Origin of the sequence: Chryseobacterium sp., from assembly GCF_008014695.1 — a bacterium.
Classification (GTDB): Bacteria; Bacteroidota; Bacteroidia; order Flavobacteriales; family Weeksellaceae; genus Kaistella.
Genome location: NZ_VOXE01000002.1, coordinates 667,830 through 686,426 on the forward strand (window position 1 = coordinate 667,830; position 18,597 = coordinate 686,426).

At 38.1% G+C, this 18,597-nt stretch carries 13 protein-coding genes; 9 read left to right on the forward strand and 4 right to left on the reverse strand.

Going from position 1 to position 18,597, the window contains the following annotated elements; genetic code table 11:
• Positions 1-190: 190 nt before the first annotated feature.
• The gene (locus FUA25_RS07515) at positions 191-1,342 is read right to left on the reverse strand and encodes a hypothetical protein (protein WP_147756278.1); all 1,152 of its coding nucleotides are present in this window, start codon (positions 1,340-1,342) and stop codon (positions 191-193) included.
• Positions 1,343-1,391: 49 nt separating this feature from the next.
• Positions 1,392-2,258 carry a nucleotide-binding protein gene (locus FUA25_RS07520; RefSeq protein ID WP_147756279.1) on the reverse strand — a complete coding sequence of 289 codons (867 nt, stop codon included), beginning with the start codon at positions 2,256-2,258 and terminating at the stop codon, positions 1,392-1,394.
• 238 nt (positions 2,259-2,496) lie between these two features.
• On the opposite strand from FUA25_RS07520, the gene mnmE reads away from it, so the two are divergent.
• The 6 genes from mnmE to FUA25_RS07550 all read left to right on the forward strand — a co-directional run bounded on the left by mnmE (position 2,497) and on the right by FUA25_RS07550 (position 7,396).
• The gene (mnmE, locus tag FUA25_RS07525; protein ID WP_147756280.1) at positions 2,497-3,891 is read left to right on the forward strand and encodes a tRNA uridine-5-carboxymethylaminomethyl(34) synthesis GTPase MnmE; all 1,395 of its coding nucleotides are present in this window, start codon (positions 2,497-2,499) and stop codon (positions 3,889-3,891) included.
• A 260-nt stretch (positions 3,892-4,151) separates the two neighbouring features.
• Positions 4,152-4,655, forward strand: a complete 504-nt coding sequence (locus tag FUA25_RS07530) for a hypothetical protein (RefSeq protein ID WP_147756281.1) — start codon at positions 4,152-4,154, stop codon at positions 4,653-4,655.
• A gap of 375 nt (positions 4,656-5,030) precedes the next feature.
• Positions 5,031-5,381: a hypothetical protein gene (locus FUA25_RS07535; RefSeq protein WP_147756282.1), complete on the forward strand. Its 351-nt coding sequence runs from the start codon at positions 5,031-5,033 to the stop codon at positions 5,379-5,381.
• Between the two features lie 190 nt (positions 5,382-5,571).
• Positions 5,572-6,135 carry a hypothetical protein gene (locus FUA25_RS07540; protein WP_147756283.1) on the forward strand — a complete coding sequence of 188 codons (564 nt, stop codon included), beginning with the start codon at positions 5,572-5,574 and terminating at the stop codon, positions 6,133-6,135.
• Between the two features lie 291 nt (positions 6,136-6,426).
• A complete protein-coding gene (locus FUA25_RS07545; protein ID WP_147756284.1) occupies positions 6,427-6,777 on the forward strand; it encodes a hypothetical protein in 351 nt (116 codons plus the stop codon).
• Between the two features lie 100 nt (positions 6,778-6,877).
• Positions 6,878-7,396 (forward strand): hypothetical protein, encoded by a 519-nt coding sequence (locus FUA25_RS07550; RefSeq protein ID WP_147756285.1) that lies wholly within the window; start codon positions 6,878-6,880, stop codon positions 7,394-7,396.
• A 27-nt stretch (positions 7,397-7,423) separates the two neighbouring features.
• On the opposite strand, the gene FUA25_RS07555 is transcribed toward FUA25_RS07550, so the two are convergent.
• A complete protein-coding gene (locus FUA25_RS07555; protein ID WP_147756286.1) occupies positions 7,424-8,254 on the reverse strand; it encodes a T9SS type A sorting domain-containing protein in 831 nt (276 codons plus the stop codon).
• Positions 8,255-8,532: 278 nt separating this feature from the next.
• Complete coding sequence (locus FUA25_RS07560; protein ID WP_147756287.1) at positions 8,533-9,744, reverse strand: glycosyltransferase family 39 protein; 1,212 nt, start codon at positions 9,742-9,744, stop codon at positions 8,533-8,535.
• A 424-nt stretch (positions 9,745-10,168) separates the two neighbouring features.
• Between FUA25_RS07560 and FUA25_RS07565 the strand changes: the two genes are divergently transcribed.
• From FUA25_RS07565 to FUA25_RS07575, 3 genes are all read left to right on the forward strand, one after another.
• Entirely contained in the window at positions 10,169-11,827 is a 1,659-nt protein-coding gene (locus FUA25_RS07565) for a T9SS type A sorting domain-containing protein (protein WP_147756288.1), read from the forward strand.
• Between the two features lie 2 nt (positions 11,828-11,829).
• Positions 11,830-15,150, forward strand: coding sequence for a hypothetical protein (locus FUA25_RS07570; RefSeq protein WP_147756289.1), 3,321 nt, complete (start codon positions 11,830-11,832; stop codon positions 15,148-15,150).
• A 165-nt stretch (positions 15,151-15,315) separates the two neighbouring features.
• Positions 15,316-18,597 (forward strand): hypothetical protein, encoded by a 3,282-nt coding sequence (locus FUA25_RS07575; RefSeq protein ID WP_147756290.1) that lies wholly within the window; start codon positions 15,316-15,318, stop codon positions 18,595-18,597.

Consider the following 18,597-nt stretch of genomic DNA (forward strand, 5'->3'; position numbering starts at 1 on the left):
ATCTTTGGAATGAAACATCGGCTAGATGTATTTTTGAACGTCTTTCGCTATCACGCTACAATTGACGCTGGCGGCTGTAACTTTGATCAAAACATGGTTTTTCTCAGGGGTTGGCTTTGAGATTTCCTGAATTTGTAAAACTTCCGTCCGCCGGATTTGGTGATGTGGACTGCGCGCATTTTTTTAAGTTTTAGCTGTTAAGCCAATCTGTTGGTAATTCAAAAATGGCACCTAGATTTTGGCAGTCGTTATTTATAACTTCATTTTCGTTAACGTAACAAAAAGGTAACCCAATTTTTTTAAAATCTAAAGGATTCTCAGAAAAAGGATTCTCAAAAATCCAATATTTACTATCAGGAACATTGCTAGGAAATATTCTATTAACTAGAATACCACTAACATTTTGAATTTTTTTAGATCCATTGTTAAAAAATATTCCATCGACATTTCTGATAAGTTTTTCATTTCTATTTTGTGGATCAGTTGAAAAAGTTACCGCAAGAGAACCCCATATCGCACTTTCAATATCATGAAAAGAAGCAGATTTTATGCTTAAAGCATTTAGACAAATTAGATAAGGTTTATCAAGTTGTCCATATCTTTTGGCCTTTTTTGTTATTGAATCTCTAATTGCTTGTTCAGATCCACCAATAAAAGTTTTTATTGGTGTCATTCCAACACTTCTTCTTGACTTTCCTATCGCACTTACCTTTACAGGAAAAAAAGTCATTGAAATATTTATTTCATTATTATTATAAGTTAATTTTTCAAGATTATCAAAATTTTTTGTTTCCATTTTTGATAATTCAATACGATGATTCAATAGAGCTAATTTCTCTAATATTTTAGAGGTTAGTTCCTTCGTTGATGGTTGCTTTGTTGTCTTAATATTTAATTCATCTATACCAAAAATAAAATGATCTGATTTTATTTTACTTATTTTTTCATAAAATCTACTTGTTAAATTTTCAAAAGATTTTTGTGCATCAGATTTATCTTCGGATATTTTGGCTTCTACATATATTTCTAGGTCATTTTTTTTTATTAAAAAATCCGGTCTTTTATCTGTATTTTTTATAATTGGATGAATTGTAATTTCAAAACCTAGTTTTAGAAAGAAATTAAAAAGAAACAATTCATAAAATACGGCATCAAAACTTTTCTTAAACCTTTCTTTTGTTTCGTGCTTTTCATCGTCAGGTAAATTATTAAACCAATTTTCTAAAAGATCTCTTATATTCCCTATATCTTTTCTAGCACTGCGGTCATAATAATCATAAGTTTTTTCGTTCTCATCAGCAGGACCTAAAAATGTTCGTTGCTTATTTGTAAAAATTTTCATTTTTTTTTAAATTATTTATTTCACGTAAAGAAATATTATTCATACATATTTAAAAAATATTCTTTGCCTTAAACTCCAACATTAAATCTCTATATTTTTCAGCTATTTCACTTTGAAATCTTATTTGCAAAATTCCTTGAAAATCGCTGAAAATATCTGTTCCTTCTTTTAGTATCAGAATTACATTTTTTCTGGTCAATTTTGCGCAAAACCACCCTAACTCATAAATTACGTTTGGTCTTGCTTGTAAATATTGCTTCCCATCTTTTTCAATTACGTCATCTGGTGTGAATAGAGCAATAGCCATTGAGCATTGGTCGGCATAAAATTCAAATTTTTCTATTATTGTGGGAGACCCAATATTTGGTAATTTTTTTAAAATATAAGGGTTTAACTTAAAGTCATCTTTAAGCAATCTTTCTAATTCTAACAGACTTCGTTCGTCGTGTCCGTGTATTATAAAAATGTTTTTATTAAAAGGTTTATCTATATCAACTGTTTCTGCTGTCATTTTTAAAGTTGGTAGTAAATCTGTTTTTGCAAATAATTGTTTCAAATTAGCAACTTTAGCTTCAATATTTCTTTTTGTGTCCATCAATTGATAATTTGGATCATTTGGACTGTAGTTTCCTCTTGTATATTCCATCAAGCCAATCATATTTGTACAATTGTCATAACGGTATCTATACTCGTTTTTTGGTTTATTAAAAGAGCTTTTTAGTAATTCAGAATTGTAGTCATTCCAATCATGATAATCCGTCTTCAACTGGTTAAGTTCTGCATCATTTAAAATTTCTTTATTTATCATCTCTTGTCCAGATTCCATTCTTTTACTGAGCTCTTCTTTAAATTGATCAGGGTTCTTTGTAAGAAGCGTAATTTCACTATTTTCCTTTGGAATTATTTTTTTTGACATATATATATTTTTTTGATGATTAAATGTACATAATACTACTTTAAGTATTTGTTAAAAGATACTTTAAAATTCTCGAGAAGAAAAACCACCCTTCAACCTAGCCCCGATGGAAACGACATCCTTTTTAGCACAAGCAAAGCGAGCGACGAAAAAGATACAGTGGACAGCGGGTGGAGTCTTATGAAAATGCGAAAATCGGTGCTCCTAAAAAATAGGATTATTTCCGTAATTTTGCCCCATGAAGCACGACACGATCTGCGCACTGGCTACGGCAAACGGCATCGGCGCCCTCGGAATCATCCGGCTTTCGGGTGAGGAGGCTGTGACCATTGCCCACAAAGCGTTTAAAGGAAAGAACCTCACAAAACAGAAGTCCCATACGGTGCACTACGGCTATATCGTGGACGGTGAGGAGGTCATTGATGAGGTCATGGTCTCGGTATTCCTTGCGCCAAAAACCTTTACAACGGAAAATGTCGTCGAGATCTCCTTTCACGGCTCTCCGCATATCGGCAAAAAGATCCTCGAAGTACTCATGAAGCACGGCGCGAGGATGGCCAAAGCCGGAGAGTTCACGATGCGCGCGTTTATGAACGGACGGATCGACCTGAGTCAGGCCGAAGCAATTGCCGACATGATCGCCAGTGAAAATGAAGCCTCGCGGAAAGTGGCCATGAACCAGCTGAAAGGCGGCATTACGAACGAAATATCCATCCTCCGGACCGATCTCCTGAATTTTGTTTCTTTGATAGAACTTGAGTTGGATTTCGCGGAAGAGGATGTGGAGTTTGCCGACAGAACTGCGCTGATCGCTTTGCTCCGGAAAATAGAAGCCAAGCTCCGGTCCCTGATCGAAAGTTTCCGCTACGGAAACGCCGTAAAGAACGGGGTAGAGGTGGCCATCATCGGCAAGCCGAATGCCGGAAAATCCACGCTGCTGAATGCGCTTCTTAAGGAAGAAAGGGCAATCGTGAGCGATATTGCCGGAACCACCCGCGATACGATCGAGGAAGTCCTGCACATCAAAGGGAATGCCTTCCGCTTTATCGATACGGCCGGCCTTCGCGAAACCGAGGATGCCGTCGAAAAGATCGGGGTCGAAAAGGCCATGGAAAAGATCTCCTCCGCGAAGATCATGCTCTACCTGTATGAGGAAACAGCTTCTACACCCGACGAGATCATCAGCTTTGTGAAAGAATTTCACCGTCCCGACCTGAAGATCATCCTGCTCCACAACAAGATCGACCTTGCTGCAGATGTGTCGGAAAACCTTTTCGACAGGGAAATTACCGAATCTCTCGCTGTGTCCGGCCTGACTCCTGTGATGATGGGCATTTCAGCAAGGGAAAAAACGGGCATCGACGCGCTGAAAGAAGAACTTTCGGCCTATGTGGAAAGCCTCAAAGACGAAGAAAGCAATGTCGTCATCACAAACCAGCGCCACTTCCAGGCCCTCCAGAAATCGCTGGATGCCGTTTACCGCGTGGAAGAGGCGGTCAAGACCAGAATCTCTACCGAACTGCTCGCCTATGAACTCCGCAACGCGTTGGAATACCTCGGGGAAATCTCCGGCGAGTTCACCAATGATGAGGTGCTGGGGAATATTTTCTCGAAGTTCTGTATCGGGAAGTGACTGTAGTTTTATCATGTATATAAATTACATAGTGTTGGCTGCTAAAAGTTCTAAAAATACCACTAATAAAAGTTTTTGGAATATTTATGTTATTTTTAAAAAGGGGATTTTATGCAGCATGATGACAGTAAATTCAAATACTTACAATTAAATATAGCATTTAGGGCCAAGCAGTTATAAAAATAAGATTATTTTATTTTGGTATAGTTTATTGGGTATATTTGAGAGTTATCTGCAAGCAAATACAAAATTCCGCATAAATGAAAACGATTCCATTTTTTTTAATTTTAATGATTTTATTTTCTTGTAATAATTCTGAAAATACTTCAAATTCCAACGAATATTTTTATGGATATTTTGGAAATTCTAAAAATAACCAGAATATCCATTTAACAATAAAAACTCGCTTTGATGAATGTGGAGAATGGGGAGGTCATACTGAAAAAATAACAGTTTTTAATAAAAATGACAGTAAAAAACTTTTTGCAAAATATGAAGAAACTGACTACGATTGTAGTAATGGAAATCAAAATCCCAAAATTGTAAAAAGTAAAGAAAATGAAATCAAAGAAAATGAAAAAAATGAAATTAGAATTTATTTAAAAAAACTTGTAGAATTTAAATCTAATTCTTTTGTTTCTGGAAACTCTGGAATGTCTTATTCTGCTGTTGCTCAAGATTCAACATTTATTATCTATTCATACAACAATGATGACGATTGTAAAATAGCCTTTAAAAAATTAAAATCTAATCTGAATTTCTAAAAATTGCCTGCAGATAACAAGGGTTTGGCAATAGCAGGCGGAACGTCAAAATCTCGCGTTTTGTGCCTCGGTTGAAATTTGTATTTTAGTTGAAGGTTTCGGCTTCGATTTGCCAGCCATCGCCAAGCCCCGAAACGTTAGAAGAAATTTTAAATAACTATTATCTCAAATTGGTTCGAATCAAATCCAACAAAAAGTATAATCAGTTACACTATATTAATAATTGGTGTAGTTTGGGTATTTTATAAATTTACATTTGAGGAAAGTAAGATTGACAATTACAAAAGTCAAATTGAAACAAAGCAGCCAATAATAAGTCAGTATCAAGCAAGAATTGATTATCTTGAGGAAGAAAATCAAAAATATAAATCTGAATTGAAAGATTTTGAAGATTGGAATTCTAAATCTGAAAATCCAACTCTGTTTTATAAATCACAATATGAAAAGACAATCCTGACCAGAAGTGATTCGGCAAAAACTAATATTTCAGTAAATTCCAATTTAGAAAACATATTAATTAATAAATCAGAAAGTTACATCAACAAAGATTTGGATTTAATAATCGCTTTAAAAGATGTTTCTGTAAATTATGGTTGCTTTTTAAATATAAGTTTTGGAAACAGTTTAAATGTAAATTTTGACAATAAAAATGTTGGAGAAACAATAGTTTTGAAATCTGATAAAGGAAAAATTAAAGTTACTATTAATAAAGTTAATTATGTTTAATCAAATATTGAAATATCAATTCACAAATAAAAACATCTGCTAACATCGTATTGGCAATAGTGCGGAGGAATCGCAAGTTTAACTATTTTATATGTTCCGAAGTTTAGTTTATAGCAAGAAAGTTTCCGCATTTAAGCCGCACCGTCGCCAATAAGCGGAACGTTAGCCGTAATTTTACAAACGTACAGAAATGAAATTTTTTCAAAGATTAGTTAAACCAAAAGAAAATATTGAAACAAAGATCTCAGATTTTGAATCTGTAGCCAGTTTTTGGAAATTCATAACCCAAAAAGACAAATGGTATCTCGAATATTTACCACAACAATTTGACGATTTAAAATCAAAACTACAAGAATTAGCACCTTTAATAATTGAAACAACAAACGACTTAAGATATAATCTTAATTTTAAAAATGATGATTATTGGAGAATAATTCAGTGGGATAATTTAATATTCGATTTAAAATTAGAAGATAAACTGAAACAATATTGCTCAAATTGTAAAAATGAAATAAGGTTATTGCAAAGACATCCAAAATTAATCTGTAAAGATTGCAAAAATAATCTAACGAGTTCTGACGGACGAAAAGTTGAATTTTTCAATTCGGAAGCTTTAGGATATGGTTGTCAAGGTTACTACTCCGAAACTAATCAAATCGAAAGATATGACTATGATGAATGTTATATTGACAGTAAAATTTTCGTTGCAAAGGAAGGAAGATTTGGTGGAATCATAATCGAACTGAAAGAATAAAAACTACGGCTAACAGGGGTTTAACAATTGCGGGCGGAAAGTTTTCAGTTCATGTTTTGTCCTTCGGTTGAAATTTGTAATCAACCACCCAGGCCTGCTGATGAAATCGGAAAACTGAATGAATGTAATCATGATTGTAATTAAATTCACTAATCATGCTACTATTTTATTCTAAACCTGCATCAATACAGGAGAATCTACTTTTTGTATCGGGAAGTAATTGATCTCCAGCAAATTGCTCATTATAAATGTTAGTTTATCGTCCGACAGAATTAACTTAACGATTACAATATGGAAAAAGAAGTCGAAATCGAAAAATTAAAAAGGTTTATTGAGGATCAGTTACAGTTCGAAAAGATGAGTGTATTGTCTGCAGCCGGATACCGTAAATTTGTATGGGAATTTTTTACAATTTTAGACGCATATAAAAACCAAGGTACTGAGAAGGAGGACATTGTAGATACTGTGAATACACTACACACTGCTCAATCAATTTTTTTTACTGGAGATCCTCAAAGTGAAGATAGGTTTGGTTTTATCACCGAAGAATTGATCAATTTCTGTCCCTCACCTTTTTTTTGGGAGGTGCCGTTAGATGAATATATGAAGAAATGGGAGAGACTTTATTTTCCTTTATTTTAAAGAATAAATATTGGGTTTCCTAATTATATCGTTAGACTACCGAATATTCTCGGGAAAATTCGAAAGCAATACAGTTACCTTAACGCACTAACTTGGGGATATGATAAACAAAACGCACACACTCGGGTACTTGATCTATTGGACCGTAATTTTCATCCTCTCCGCTTCCATGCTCCTCTATGGCCTGGGGAAACCCTTACAGTTCAGCGGACAGGAAATTTCAAAACCCGCCGGTCAGTTAACGGGTCATCAACTGATGTGGCTGTTTTATGGGCATTCTAAACTCTACCCAATCATCATTGGAGCGTTCGAGGTGATCGGTGGACTGAGCCTGCTCCACACCAGGACCAGAATGTTTGGCTGTCTTTTGCTCTCCTCCATATTGCTGAACATCATCATTCAGGACTATGTCTATGAAATTGTTGCCTTTTCAACCGCCATTTACTACCAGCTGCTGGTGATCGTAATTCTCATCTTCGATTTTGATCAGTTGAAAAAGATCCTGACGGTGTTGTTTTCACCCGGTAAACCCAGGATTAAAACGTCAGTAATGATGGCAGCATTGATAATCGCGGTCCTGCTGAAACTGTATGAAACGAGGCTGATGAATTTGCTGTAAAGGAACGATGGCAGATGCTGCAGAGAATTATTTCTTGATGAATTGAATATAATGTACCTGCGAATCTGCACTGATCATTTTCAGAAAATACACGCCGGCCGGGAGTGCTGCGACGCTGACTTGATGGTCCTGTATGATTTTTCTTCCGACCAGTTTTCCTGAGGCATCCAGGATTTCGCAGCGTAAAAATCTGATTTCGGAATCGATCTGCAGGATTTCCTGAACGGGATTCGGAAAAACTTTTACGGAGATGACTTTCTGCTGAACTTCCGTGGTGGCCAGCAGACACGCCGGCGGATTGGTAACGGGGCCGGCGCTGTAATCGTAAAACACGGTGGCATCTGTAAAGATCGCCGGGGTGTGCTGGCTGAACTGATAAATGGGATTACAGTCGTTGAAGGAAACGGTTCCGGACACGAACACCGACTGTGATTTGTACCACCCGTCACACGCCGCATTCATCTGGATTCCCGGCCAGAAATAGTCCACTGCAATGACCGGTTCATTGGACACCGGGTATCCGCACGCCGTGGTAAATGCAGCAGGAGGCTTGAAATAGATCGGATAGGTGGGAAGGCTGCCGATATAATAGGTTCTGCTGTAAATCGTGGAAGAGGAATTGAGTTTTGCCTTGATGAGGGTGGTCTGGGTCACCGTGAGGGATACTGCATTCACACCCGAGGGGGAGGAAGCAGTTGGATCGGAGCCGTCGGTGGTATAGTAAATCGTGCCGTTTCCGGATAGGGTCACAGCAATGGGATTTGGGGTGCCGAAATAGTTCGCCTGCGGCTGAAAAGTCACCTGGCCCAGACAAATGGCGTAAACAAAAAGCACGAGCAAAGAGAGATGTTTTGTCATGATAAAGCTTTTTTTCTGAATTTAAAAGTACTGCTTTTTTATTATACGGGCCTGTCCTGAAAGACTGAAAAATCCCTTTTCGAACGAAAAGGGATTTTTATTTGGCAAAATTTCTGCCGGTATGCGCCAATCGGTTTCAGAAACTGCAGTCCACCTCGATAACTTATAGGCTTTGCTGCATCCCTTCAGTCATTGATAGCAGCCCTGCTCGCACTCCTGCTGAAAGGTATGAAACGCGGCTGATGCAATTGCTGTGAAGGATTTCTTAAGTTGAAGACTCATCTTTCAAACCCTTTTTTAATAACCTCCCATTCCTTCGCCATTAAATACTGGGACTCATAGGTTTCCGGGTCTTTCAGCGTCCCGTTTTCATAAGCCTCAGTGAATGTTTCTATCGGTGGATTGCCGTCAAGAGCCGGAAAGAAATAATACCGTACTCCTCCCTTGAAGCCTTTTTCTGCATTCATTTCGGTACCGAAGGAACTGTGGTTCACGGTCTGTACCGTCACCAGATAAATGATGGGTACCATCAGTGGCGATAGGTATTTCAGTGGAAATTCAGCTTTTTCCAGTCCGTGGGCAATGATGGTCAGCATGAACAAATAAGGCACCAGATGGAACACATAGGAATCGGATACGTCGTGTTTCAGAATAAAAAAAAGGTAGGGCAGAACTGCCACCACAAAATATCTTTTATACGGGAAGCGCTTGAAGCCTTTGAAGAAAAACCATAGGAAGAACAGGAAATTATAGAGTAAAAAAATCAGATTTCTGCCCAGGCTTTTCAGGAAGGTGGTGAAATGGAATTCAAAAAAAGAACTTCCCCACGCATTGTCTGTGAAAATGGACATGAAACTTTGTCTGCCCTGCACAACGGGGATCACGAGGATCGAAAAGACAATTGCCGGGAGGAGCAGCCCTTTCAGTATCATCGTTTTTTCGTTCCGGTGGTTTTCATATAAAAACAGGAGATAAAATGGCACGAGCAGGATCGTCTGGATATGGATCAGGAACAGGACCCCGAAGAGTACTGCAGAAAAATAGAAATTGAGCGTTCGCCGCTCCTTTATAAACAAAAAAGCCTGGTATAAAAATAGGGCCACGAACAGGAGGTAAAAACTGTACACTTCGGTGAACACAGAAATCCTCCAGAACGTGAAGGAAAGCCCGAAAAACACCATGGCCGTATCTGCTGTGATTTTTGCAAGGCCGAACAGCAGGAGCAGTTTCCTTAAGAAGAAAAGGGTGAGGATGGAACAAACGATGCTGAAACCGGCGAACAGGTAATGGGGATTGAGGAATGGGAGAACTTTATGGAGAACAGCCAGCGTATTCATATATAAAAAATGATTCGTGGCATTGCTTCCCGGATCGAAGCCCTTGGCTGCGGTTACCGTAAATCCCAGACTGTCACCCAATATCGGGTCTGCGCCTAGTGAAAAAATGTACACGACCAGCAGGAAAATAAGGAGTAAAATGGATCGGGGCATGGTTTATTTTCTGGAAAGATAAAAATAAACTGAATACAAGTGAAATATGAACTTAGGATGATTTTATTATCCTACTAAATTATATATAGCGCACTTGAGTACCTGCACTCACGCTGCGTTAATGAATGAATAAAAAAAACAAGTTTATTTTAGAAAACCCTCTCTTAAAATCAGTAAGAGGCAGCATCTGCAAAGAGCTGTTGCGGGAAAAGAAATTTTATGTAAAAGAGCAGATAAATTTTTGAAAAATCCTCCAATTGTAAAAATCTCATAAGAAATTGGAATTTCTACCTTTTACGGAAACCCGTAATAATTTATTAGCAAAAAAAAATAAATTTGGATCTTAAATCAACATCAGAATCTTAATTTTAAACTAAAGTATTTGAATTTAACTGAATTTATGATATAATTTTAACTAAAAAATATGAAAATCACTACTCCTAAAATACTGATTTGCAAATATTTAATCAATAAAAAGGCCTACATAAGCGCGCTGCTGTTCGGTACAGCCTTTTCTATTCATTCGCAGGAAGTCCAGTGGCAGAAGGATATCAAGTCCAATACTCAGGATTTTTTAAGCCCGATTTGCATCACCCTCGACGGGCAGTACCTTATTTCGGGAAGCAGCATCCAAAAATCCCAACCCACTACCGTAAGTTCAGACGGTGCAGCAATGCAGAACAACGGTTACGACTTTCATCTCGTGAAGCTGAACCAGCAGGGAGAGCAGGTCTGGGAAAAATACTTCGCCGGAAACAATCACGATTTTTTATCCGCCACTGTGGCAACACAGGAAGGCGGATTTTTAGTGGCAGGCACTTCGAATTCCGCCAAATCATTGGACAAGAAAGGCGAAGGAAAAGGCGGATCTGATATCTGGCTGCTGAAACTCGCCGAGAATGGGAATGAAGAATGGCAGCAGACGTTGGGAACCGCGAATGACGATGAAGCGAGGGCAGTGATCCAAACCACGGACCTCGGTTATTTTGTAGCAGGCACAACCACAAACCTGAAAAAAGGGTTTGGGTCAAAAGATTCATGGGTCATCAGGCTCGACAAAACCGGAAAGAAGACTTTTGAAAGCGTTTTAGGTGGCAGGGGCCTGGACGAAGTCGAGAAAATGATCCCGACAGTTGACGGGGGCGCTTTGCTCGGAATCTATTCCAGAAGCACTGCTACTACCGGAAACAAAACAGAAACAAATACAGACGACAAAAAGAATCCTATACCAGTAATATATACTGCCAAAACCTCCGACAATTACGGGGAAGGCGACTACTGGGTCGTGAAACTCAGCAAAGAAGGAAAGGTGGAGTGGCAGAAGAACTTTGGCGGAAAAGGAGACGACCATCTGAGGACTTTGAACATGACCGGCAGCGGATTCATCGTTGGTGGCGAAAGCCGGTCGGAACGCTCCGGCAACAAATCGGTGGGTGCAGAAGAGGGCACCGATGTATGGCTCGTGGCTTTGAACGAAAGAGGAGAAGAACAGTGGCAGAAATCCTACACCTTCGGCAACAGGGATGTGATGATGAGCCTCAATGTGATCAATCATGCAAAGGACAATGTGACAAAGGGTTTTTTACTAGGCGGCTATACCCAGGCCGAAGGCAGGATGGAGAAAGACGATGAAACCTTCTGGATGCTCTACCTGAACGGCGACGGCAATGAAGTCTGGAGAAAACATGTAAAGGGGGAATCCCGTAAAAAAGAGGAACGTCTTGTTGACCTGAAAATGAACAAAGACGGTTCGATCATCCTGGCCGGAACAAGCGCTGAGGAACTGGGCAAGGAAAACTGGAAGATTGTGAAGTTAGGAGACAAGCTGATAGATGATATCGTCGAAAAACAGGACATCAAAATTTATCCGAACCCGGTGGAGGACTACTGTTATGTGGAGATCGGATTCGAATTTAAAGACGCCACGATCGAACTCTACGACATGGGCGGTAGGCTGGTAAACACACTCAAGACCAAAAACAGGGTTACGAAGATCAGTACCCAGGGCTTGCCGCAGGGCGCGTACTTGGTAATCGCGAAGACTGAAACTGAAACGGCTAATGCCAAAATCATTAAAAAATAGAAATGAAAAAAATAGTTTTAGTGTCAATTCTATTGATTATGGCTTCAATGAAATCACAATCTACTGATGGTCAATCAATAATAGATATATTGCCACCTGCTCCATCAACGTATGCATTTGCAACATATGGATTTCAGGAATCTAATTTGTTTGAGGGGAAGATAAGGGCTGATATTCCTATTTTAAATTACAATACAAAAAATTTAACCATTCCTATCTCTTTTGGTTACAGTACCTCAGGAGTTAAGGTGGATGATATTGATAATACCTTGGGACAAACATGGAGTTTTAATGTTGGGGGCGTCATCTCACGGGTGGTTAATGGGCCTGAAGATACAACGGGGACTAATAATGTCACCCCGAATCAAATGACGAGCAATAACATGCTCGAAGCAAGCTATTATGATTTTATAAAGACTCATAAATATTCAATTTCGCTACAAAATTTAGAATACGATATATATAATTTTAATTTCTTGGGCAACACCGGAAAATTTATTCTGGATAAAAACAATCAATTTATACTCTTAACCCCATCAGATTTGAAGATTGCTCAAATTCAGGGAGGATTTAAGATTACTGATAATAAAGGAATCGAATTTTACTTCGAAGCCAAGGAATATACAAAAAACTTTAGCAGTTCCTGTGCAGGCAGTAGAAAACCATCATCTACTAATATTATAATGTCGTGGTATTTAACTAAGGTAGTTAATCCAACCGGTGAGGAGATATATTTTGAGTACGCTGATTCTTCCTATTCATTTGATAGCAGTATAGAGCAGAATGTAAAATCTGTTGCAAGTCAGAACTTGTTCAGTTACAATAGCTCTCCCTGTAATTGGGGCCTCGCAGGGAACCAAATGTTTATTTCTGCAACCCAAAAAATAGTCAATAACTGTTACAATCATCAGATTAATTATGTCAAGAATTTAATAAAAATCAGTTCTAATAATGTAGTTGATGGTTGGGTTTCACTAATTTATAAAAATAGCGGAACCACTCCGAATGTTAAGCTGCTGGATAAAATAATAGAGTATAAAAATGATAATCAGGTCAAAGAAGAAATAAACCTGAGTTATCAGCTCATAGCAGGCAACTCACGAAACTTTCTGACTAATATTACTTACTCAAAGAGTAATCAGAAATATGATTTCGCTTATATTTCACCCGAATTACTGCCGTCACGTTTGGTTCTAGCTCAAGATCTATGGGGCTATTATAACCATGCAACAAACGACTATTATTTTATTCCTAAAAATGTACTTCTCCCCGAAGGGGCTAACAGAGACCCAAACCCCCAGGTTTCCAAGTACGGGATGCTTAAAAGAATTACCTATCCTACAAGAGGATTTACTGATTTTGAGTATGAACAGAATTCCTATTACGGCGGAAAAAAAATCATTGACAACTACCAAAGTTTTCAGGAAACTGCTACCTACCTTAATTCCTCATTAGTTGGCAGTATATATAACCATAGCAAAATATTTAATTCGGGATCCCTTGATCCGGATGAGGATGTAACACTTTACGCGGAGATAACAAACAATGGTCTTACCTGTTCACCTTCCAGCCATATTCAGGAAGATCCTCACGCAACCCTAACTTTACAAAATTTAGACGACGGAACAATTGTGAATATTTCAGGAGGAGAAGTTTATTTAACTAACACTGCATCATTAGCACTACAGGAACTGGGAGTCCAAAGTAAACTTGTTTATTTTAAACTGCTTCCGAACACAAATTATGAGTTGAAAGTTAGTGCTTTTAAATGTTTGGATGTAAGCTATGAATATCTTTCCAAAAAGAGTATCAAATTCAATGATAACATTGATTATGGGGGCGTTCGTATTAAAAGTCTGATAAGCAGCGATGGTAATGGTCTTGAAAAGAAAAGATATTATTATAATAAATATCAGATTAAGAATGTTTCCAGTGGTGATATAGGAGCGACCCCACAATTTCTATCGAATTATGAATTAAGAACTTACTGCCCTGATAACATTGCAGGGGAAAATGGTAACCCTTTCCCAACCACAGATTGTCAATTTCAATTTCAAAGATATAATATACTTAAATCCAGTTCTTTGCAATCTCTTTTTAATTCTGGAGGAAACAATATTTATTATAGAGTTGTTAGCGAAAGTCTGGGAGGTGACAATTTTGAAAACGGGAATATTGAACATGAGTTTATAATTAACAGAGACGATTATGTCGCCAAGATCCATGGTAATAATGAGTATTTAACAGATTTCGGTGCGAATAAATGGTCTAATACAGGATGGAATCATGGGAATGAAACAAAAATAAAATTTTTTGAAAAGAATAATGCGAGAAAAATAAAGGAGATTGAGAAAAAATATATTAAAAAGGGTCATGACAACCGGAGATTTCACAATATTATTATTGCAGATTTATATGATGAAAAAGAAACATGCCCTGAGCCATTTGCGACACTTTTAAACAAAAGCATAGGATATTATTTTTTGGAAGCTAAGACCAGCCAGATTGATGAAGAAGTTGAAAAAGAATATGTGGCCAACGGGGACTCTTTGACAACAATAAAAAAATACTATTACGCCAGCCCATTTCACTATTCGCCAACGAAGGAAACTGTCACATTTCCGGACGGTAATATAGAGGAGAACAATTATAGCTATGCATATGAAAAGAATAATCAGGTATTAATTAATAAGAACATGACTGGATATCCATTGGAGACCTCGACGATTAGGAACACCGATGGAATAACCAAAATAATTTCGAAAACTGAAACGGTATATCCTGATCAAAATAACTTTCCAACTCCACAGGCGGGAAATCTCATATTGCCGTTAAGCATAAAAATTTTTGATATACAAAACCCAACAATTTCCTATACTGGTGTGACCTATGATTTTTATGATTCGAAAGGGAATCATCTTCAATACACTACAAAAAAGGGAGTGCCTGTAACAATAATTTGGGGATATAACCAAAGGTTTCCCATTATAAAGATGGTAGGGGCTAAATATGACGAAATCATGGAAATTCCCTACATCAAAAATATCGTCTCCGCATCAGATACAGATGCTCTCTCAGGGACACCGAATGATGAATCATTATTTCTAACTCTGCTGGACAATTTCAGGAAACAGCAAATATTCAAAGATTACCAGATCACCACCTATACCTATGATCCATTGATTGGCGTTAGGAGCATCACTCCGCCTTCCGGTATCCGTGAAGTGTATATCTATGACACTGCAAACAGGCTGAAAGAAATCAGGGAAGGAACCCAGACCGGCAATATCCTGAAAGAATTCAAATACAACTATAAACCATAACCACCATAAAAGAATTATGTTTTTTAGGTTTGCTTTTGGTATTATAATTTGTTTTACAGGTGCTATAGACACTTAAACCAAGGTCTTACGATTGAGCGCACATTTCGTAGTGGCAAAACTGAATTTAAACTGCCTAAATGATTAATATATAACCCCAAAATTAAAATGAAGAATTTATATTTAGTAATGACTTTGTTTTTACTTCCAGGAGCTCCTTATAAAGCTCAAAGCACGAACGCTTCTTATGAACCAAAAGTTTATCCCGTATCTCCTGCAGTTGCTGATATAGGAAAATATGGTACGTACCCTGTTAATTTGTCAACCGGCTTACCCGCAATTGAGATTCCATTATATACCGTAAAATCAGGAGACCTGGAATTACCAATTAAACTGATGTATCATGCTTCAGGGATTAAAGTGGGACAAGAAGCCGGGTGGGTTGGTTTAGGCTGGTCCTTAAGCTCAGGAGGACAGGTAAACGTAGATGTAAGAGACACTCCTGATGAGAATGAACCTGGGGTTTATGATGTACCCACTGTTAATGATATATTGAACCATACCCATTCAATAATCAGAAATGATTATGTAAACAACAGATCTTGGGTAAAAGATGGCTATCAAATTCAGTTACCTACCGTAAGCGGAGAATTTTATAGGGGAGGGAGTAATGACAATGATCTGAAATTTCCCAAAGATGATTATAGAATAAAGTGGAAAACAGGTGGGCCTCCAATTGATGGCCCGCTTGAGATCACCGATTCAAAAGGAATACAATACTTTTTTCAGGAAGAAGAGAAGGCAGTACGAGCTACAAATCCCGGACAGGAAACCTATACATCTTCCTATCTTCTGACCAAAATATTGCGCAGCGGGAATATGATCACCATTGATTACCAGAACCAGTTTCAGACACTGCCTTTTTATAACTATTCCCAAACCCAGTCGTATACAGTTACCGAACACGAGTCTCCTCCCTCTCCTACAACAGCAGTCCTGGAAATTATCCAGAACACCATGTTCACCAATCTGCCGCAATTATCCAAGAAAGTGAGTGAGATCAATTTTGATGGCGGGAGAATTAGATTTGTATTGGGTCAGAATTTAGGAAGCTACGCTGGTAAATATTTGGATCATATTATTGTTGAGAAAAATACAGCAAGCGCATATCAGACCCTTAAAATAATCAGGTTCCATTACTCAACCTTTACTGGGTCAGGAAGACTGAAACTCGTAAAAGTAGTCGAGGAGAGTGCGGGAGATGATAAACTTCTTTGTGAACTGAAATACAATGAAAACCCATTACCCGCCTTAAATAGTTTTAGCCAAGATTATTTTGGGTATTTCAACGGTAAAAGCAATGCTGACTTGATTCCCAAAACTTATATTAAACCCAATACTTTTTTTGGTTCTGCCGATAGACAGGTCAATACCACAACCAACCAGAATGGGATTCTTACTGAGATCATATATCCTACTAAAGGTAAAACTGTATTTGAATATGAAACCAACAGTTTTTTTGGTCAAAAGATTCATTATGGAGAACCGATCAATATAGGGTCATTACATTTAGATAATATAGGTAATGGCAGTACAGCTCCTGGCATCGGAGAGGTAAACTTCAATATCAGCCCTCCTGCTAATGTTTGCTCAGGCACTTGTTCATTTAATTATTGTTGTGAGGGCACCAAATCACTGACATATGATTTACAGGATTATCAATCAGGAAAAATATTAATTAATTATAATATTACGACTTCCAGTACTGGTACGATACCTTTAAAATATGCCTATGCTAAAATCTATGTACGCAATAATGGCAATACCTACTATAAAAACATTAAGTATGGCCAAGGAACAGAAGAATTCAGTGTAACAGAAGGAAACATACAGTGCGAGTTGGTCATTTGGGGTCATACCCTTAATGCAAATGTAGACTTCCAGCTGGTACCAAGTGGCCCGAAAGATTTAAATACATTGGCCGGTGGCTTGAGGGTGAAGAGCATCACCAATTATGACTCAAATAATGCGTTTATTGACAAAAAGGGGTTTGAGTACAATATTCCGGGAACTTCTATCAGCAGTGGTAAACTCAATAATCCTAACCTTAATCTATACTGGGATAATAATTCTTATTATCTGTATACGAATAATGGGTGCTGTGCTTCGCCGGAATTTGAATTAATCTGCCCTACTTTAATTATTACAAAATACAATTTTAGGAGGTATGGATCCAACTCTAACGGCGGACAGTTGAAAAACAATATGAGCTATGAATATGTTACTGAAAAGAATCTGGATCAGAACGGGATCAGCAAAGGACGGAAAATAACAAAGTTTAGTATTGGGCCAGATGTTGTGATCGACGGGAAATATTCAGTGATCATGCAGAATAATGATTACAAAAGAGGAAACATGTTAGAAGAGTTGATTTACGATTCCAATAATAATCTGCTTAGCAAAGCTAAAAATACCTATACGGAAGATCCTTCCAGATCATCCGTGCGGAAAGATTTAAAAGTGTTTATGCATAAAGACCAAAGTGTAGACAATTCCGAATGTGTACCTCTGTTCAGTCCTGCAGACGCTTTTGAGGTGGTGAGTGCAACGATCATCGTTCCTAGACAGTTTTTGAAAAATCATGAAGAGACGCACTATTTTGGGAATAAGAGTGTAACTGTAACCAAAGAATTTATGAATGAAAACCTGAATACAGTTAATCTGACCAAAGAAATTATCACATATTCGGACAGCACAAATAAGACAATATCATATCGCTACGCACACGAAAATGGCAACCAGTATCTGATTGATAAAAATATGATAGGAGTTCCGGTTGAAACAACTATAATCAAAAGGAAGGATAGTTTGGATGCAGGGAAGACTACTTCGCAGGTGTTGATCCAATATCCAGCATCACAGGCCGAAGCAGATCTGAAGACTTCTGGTTTGCCTCTGCCGTACGAAATATTGAGCAAAAGTTTGCAGAATACTAATATGGGCACTGAAGTAACCTATGATCGCTATGATACCAGAGGCAATCTGCTGCAGTACACCTCCAGGTCAGGAATCCCTACAACCATCATTTGGGGCTACGGCAGTACGCAACCGGTTGCCAAAATTGAAGGGGCAACTTATGACCAGATTCAAAACGACGCATTGGTGACCGCCGTTGTAGTGGCTGCAGAAAATGACCAACTGCAGGGAACAGTGGCCAGCGAACAGGCTTTGATTGCTGCGCTGGACAGTTTAAGGAAGGGAGCGAGTTTCGGTAATTATCAAATCACCACTTATACCTACGATCCGCTCATCGGCGTGCGAAGCTTCACTGCGCCTTCCGGTATCCGTGAAGTGTATATCTATGACACTTCAAACAGGCTGAAGGAAATCAGGGAAGGAAGCCAGACCGGCAATATCCTGAAAGAATTCAAATACAACTACAAACCATAA

What these genes read in the sequence shown, in the direction of transcription:
- FUA25_RS07515 (WP_147756278.1), bottom strand. Translation starts at nt 1,342, where the DNA reads ATGAAAATTTTTACAAATAAGCAACGAACATTTTTAGGTCCTGCTGAT.
- FUA25_RS07520 (WP_147756279.1), bottom strand. Translation starts at nt 2,258, where the DNA reads ATGTCAAAAAAAATAATTCCAAAGGAAAATAGTGAAATTACGCTTCTT.
- mnmE (WP_147756280.1), top strand. Translation starts at nt 2,497, where the DNA reads ATGAAGCACGACACGATCTGCGCACTGGCTACGGCAAACGGCATCGGC.
- FUA25_RS07530 (WP_147756281.1), top strand. Translation starts at nt 4,152, where the DNA reads ATGAAAACGATTCCATTTTTTTTAATTTTAATGATTTTATTTTCTTGT.
- FUA25_RS07540 (WP_147756283.1), top strand. Translation starts at nt 5,572, where the DNA reads ATGAAATTTTTTCAAAGATTAGTTAAACCAAAAGAAAATATTGAAACA.
- FUA25_RS07545 (WP_147756284.1), top strand. Translation starts at nt 6,427, where the DNA reads ATGGAAAAAGAAGTCGAAATCGAAAAATTAAAAAGGTTTATTGAGGAT.
- FUA25_RS07550 (WP_147756285.1), top strand. Translation starts at nt 6,878, where the DNA reads ATGATAAACAAAACGCACACACTCGGGTACTTGATCTATTGGACCGTA.
- FUA25_RS07555 (WP_147756286.1), bottom strand. Translation starts at nt 8,254, where the DNA reads ATGACAAAACATCTCTCTTTGCTCGTGCTTTTTGTTTACGCCATTTGT.
- FUA25_RS07560 (WP_147756287.1), bottom strand. Translation starts at nt 9,744, where the DNA reads ATGCCCCGATCCATTTTACTCCTTATTTTCCTGCTGGTCGTGTACATT.
- FUA25_RS07565 (WP_147756288.1), top strand. Translation starts at nt 10,169, where the DNA reads ATGAAAATCACTACTCCTAAAATACTGATTTGCAAATATTTAATCAAT.
- FUA25_RS07570 (WP_147756289.1), top strand. Translation starts at nt 11,830, where the DNA reads ATGAAAAAAATAGTTTTAGTGTCAATTCTATTGATTATGGCTTCAATG.
- FUA25_RS07575 (WP_147756290.1), top strand. Translation starts at nt 15,316, where the DNA reads ATGAAGAATTTATATTTAGTAATGACTTTGTTTTTACTTCCAGGAGCT.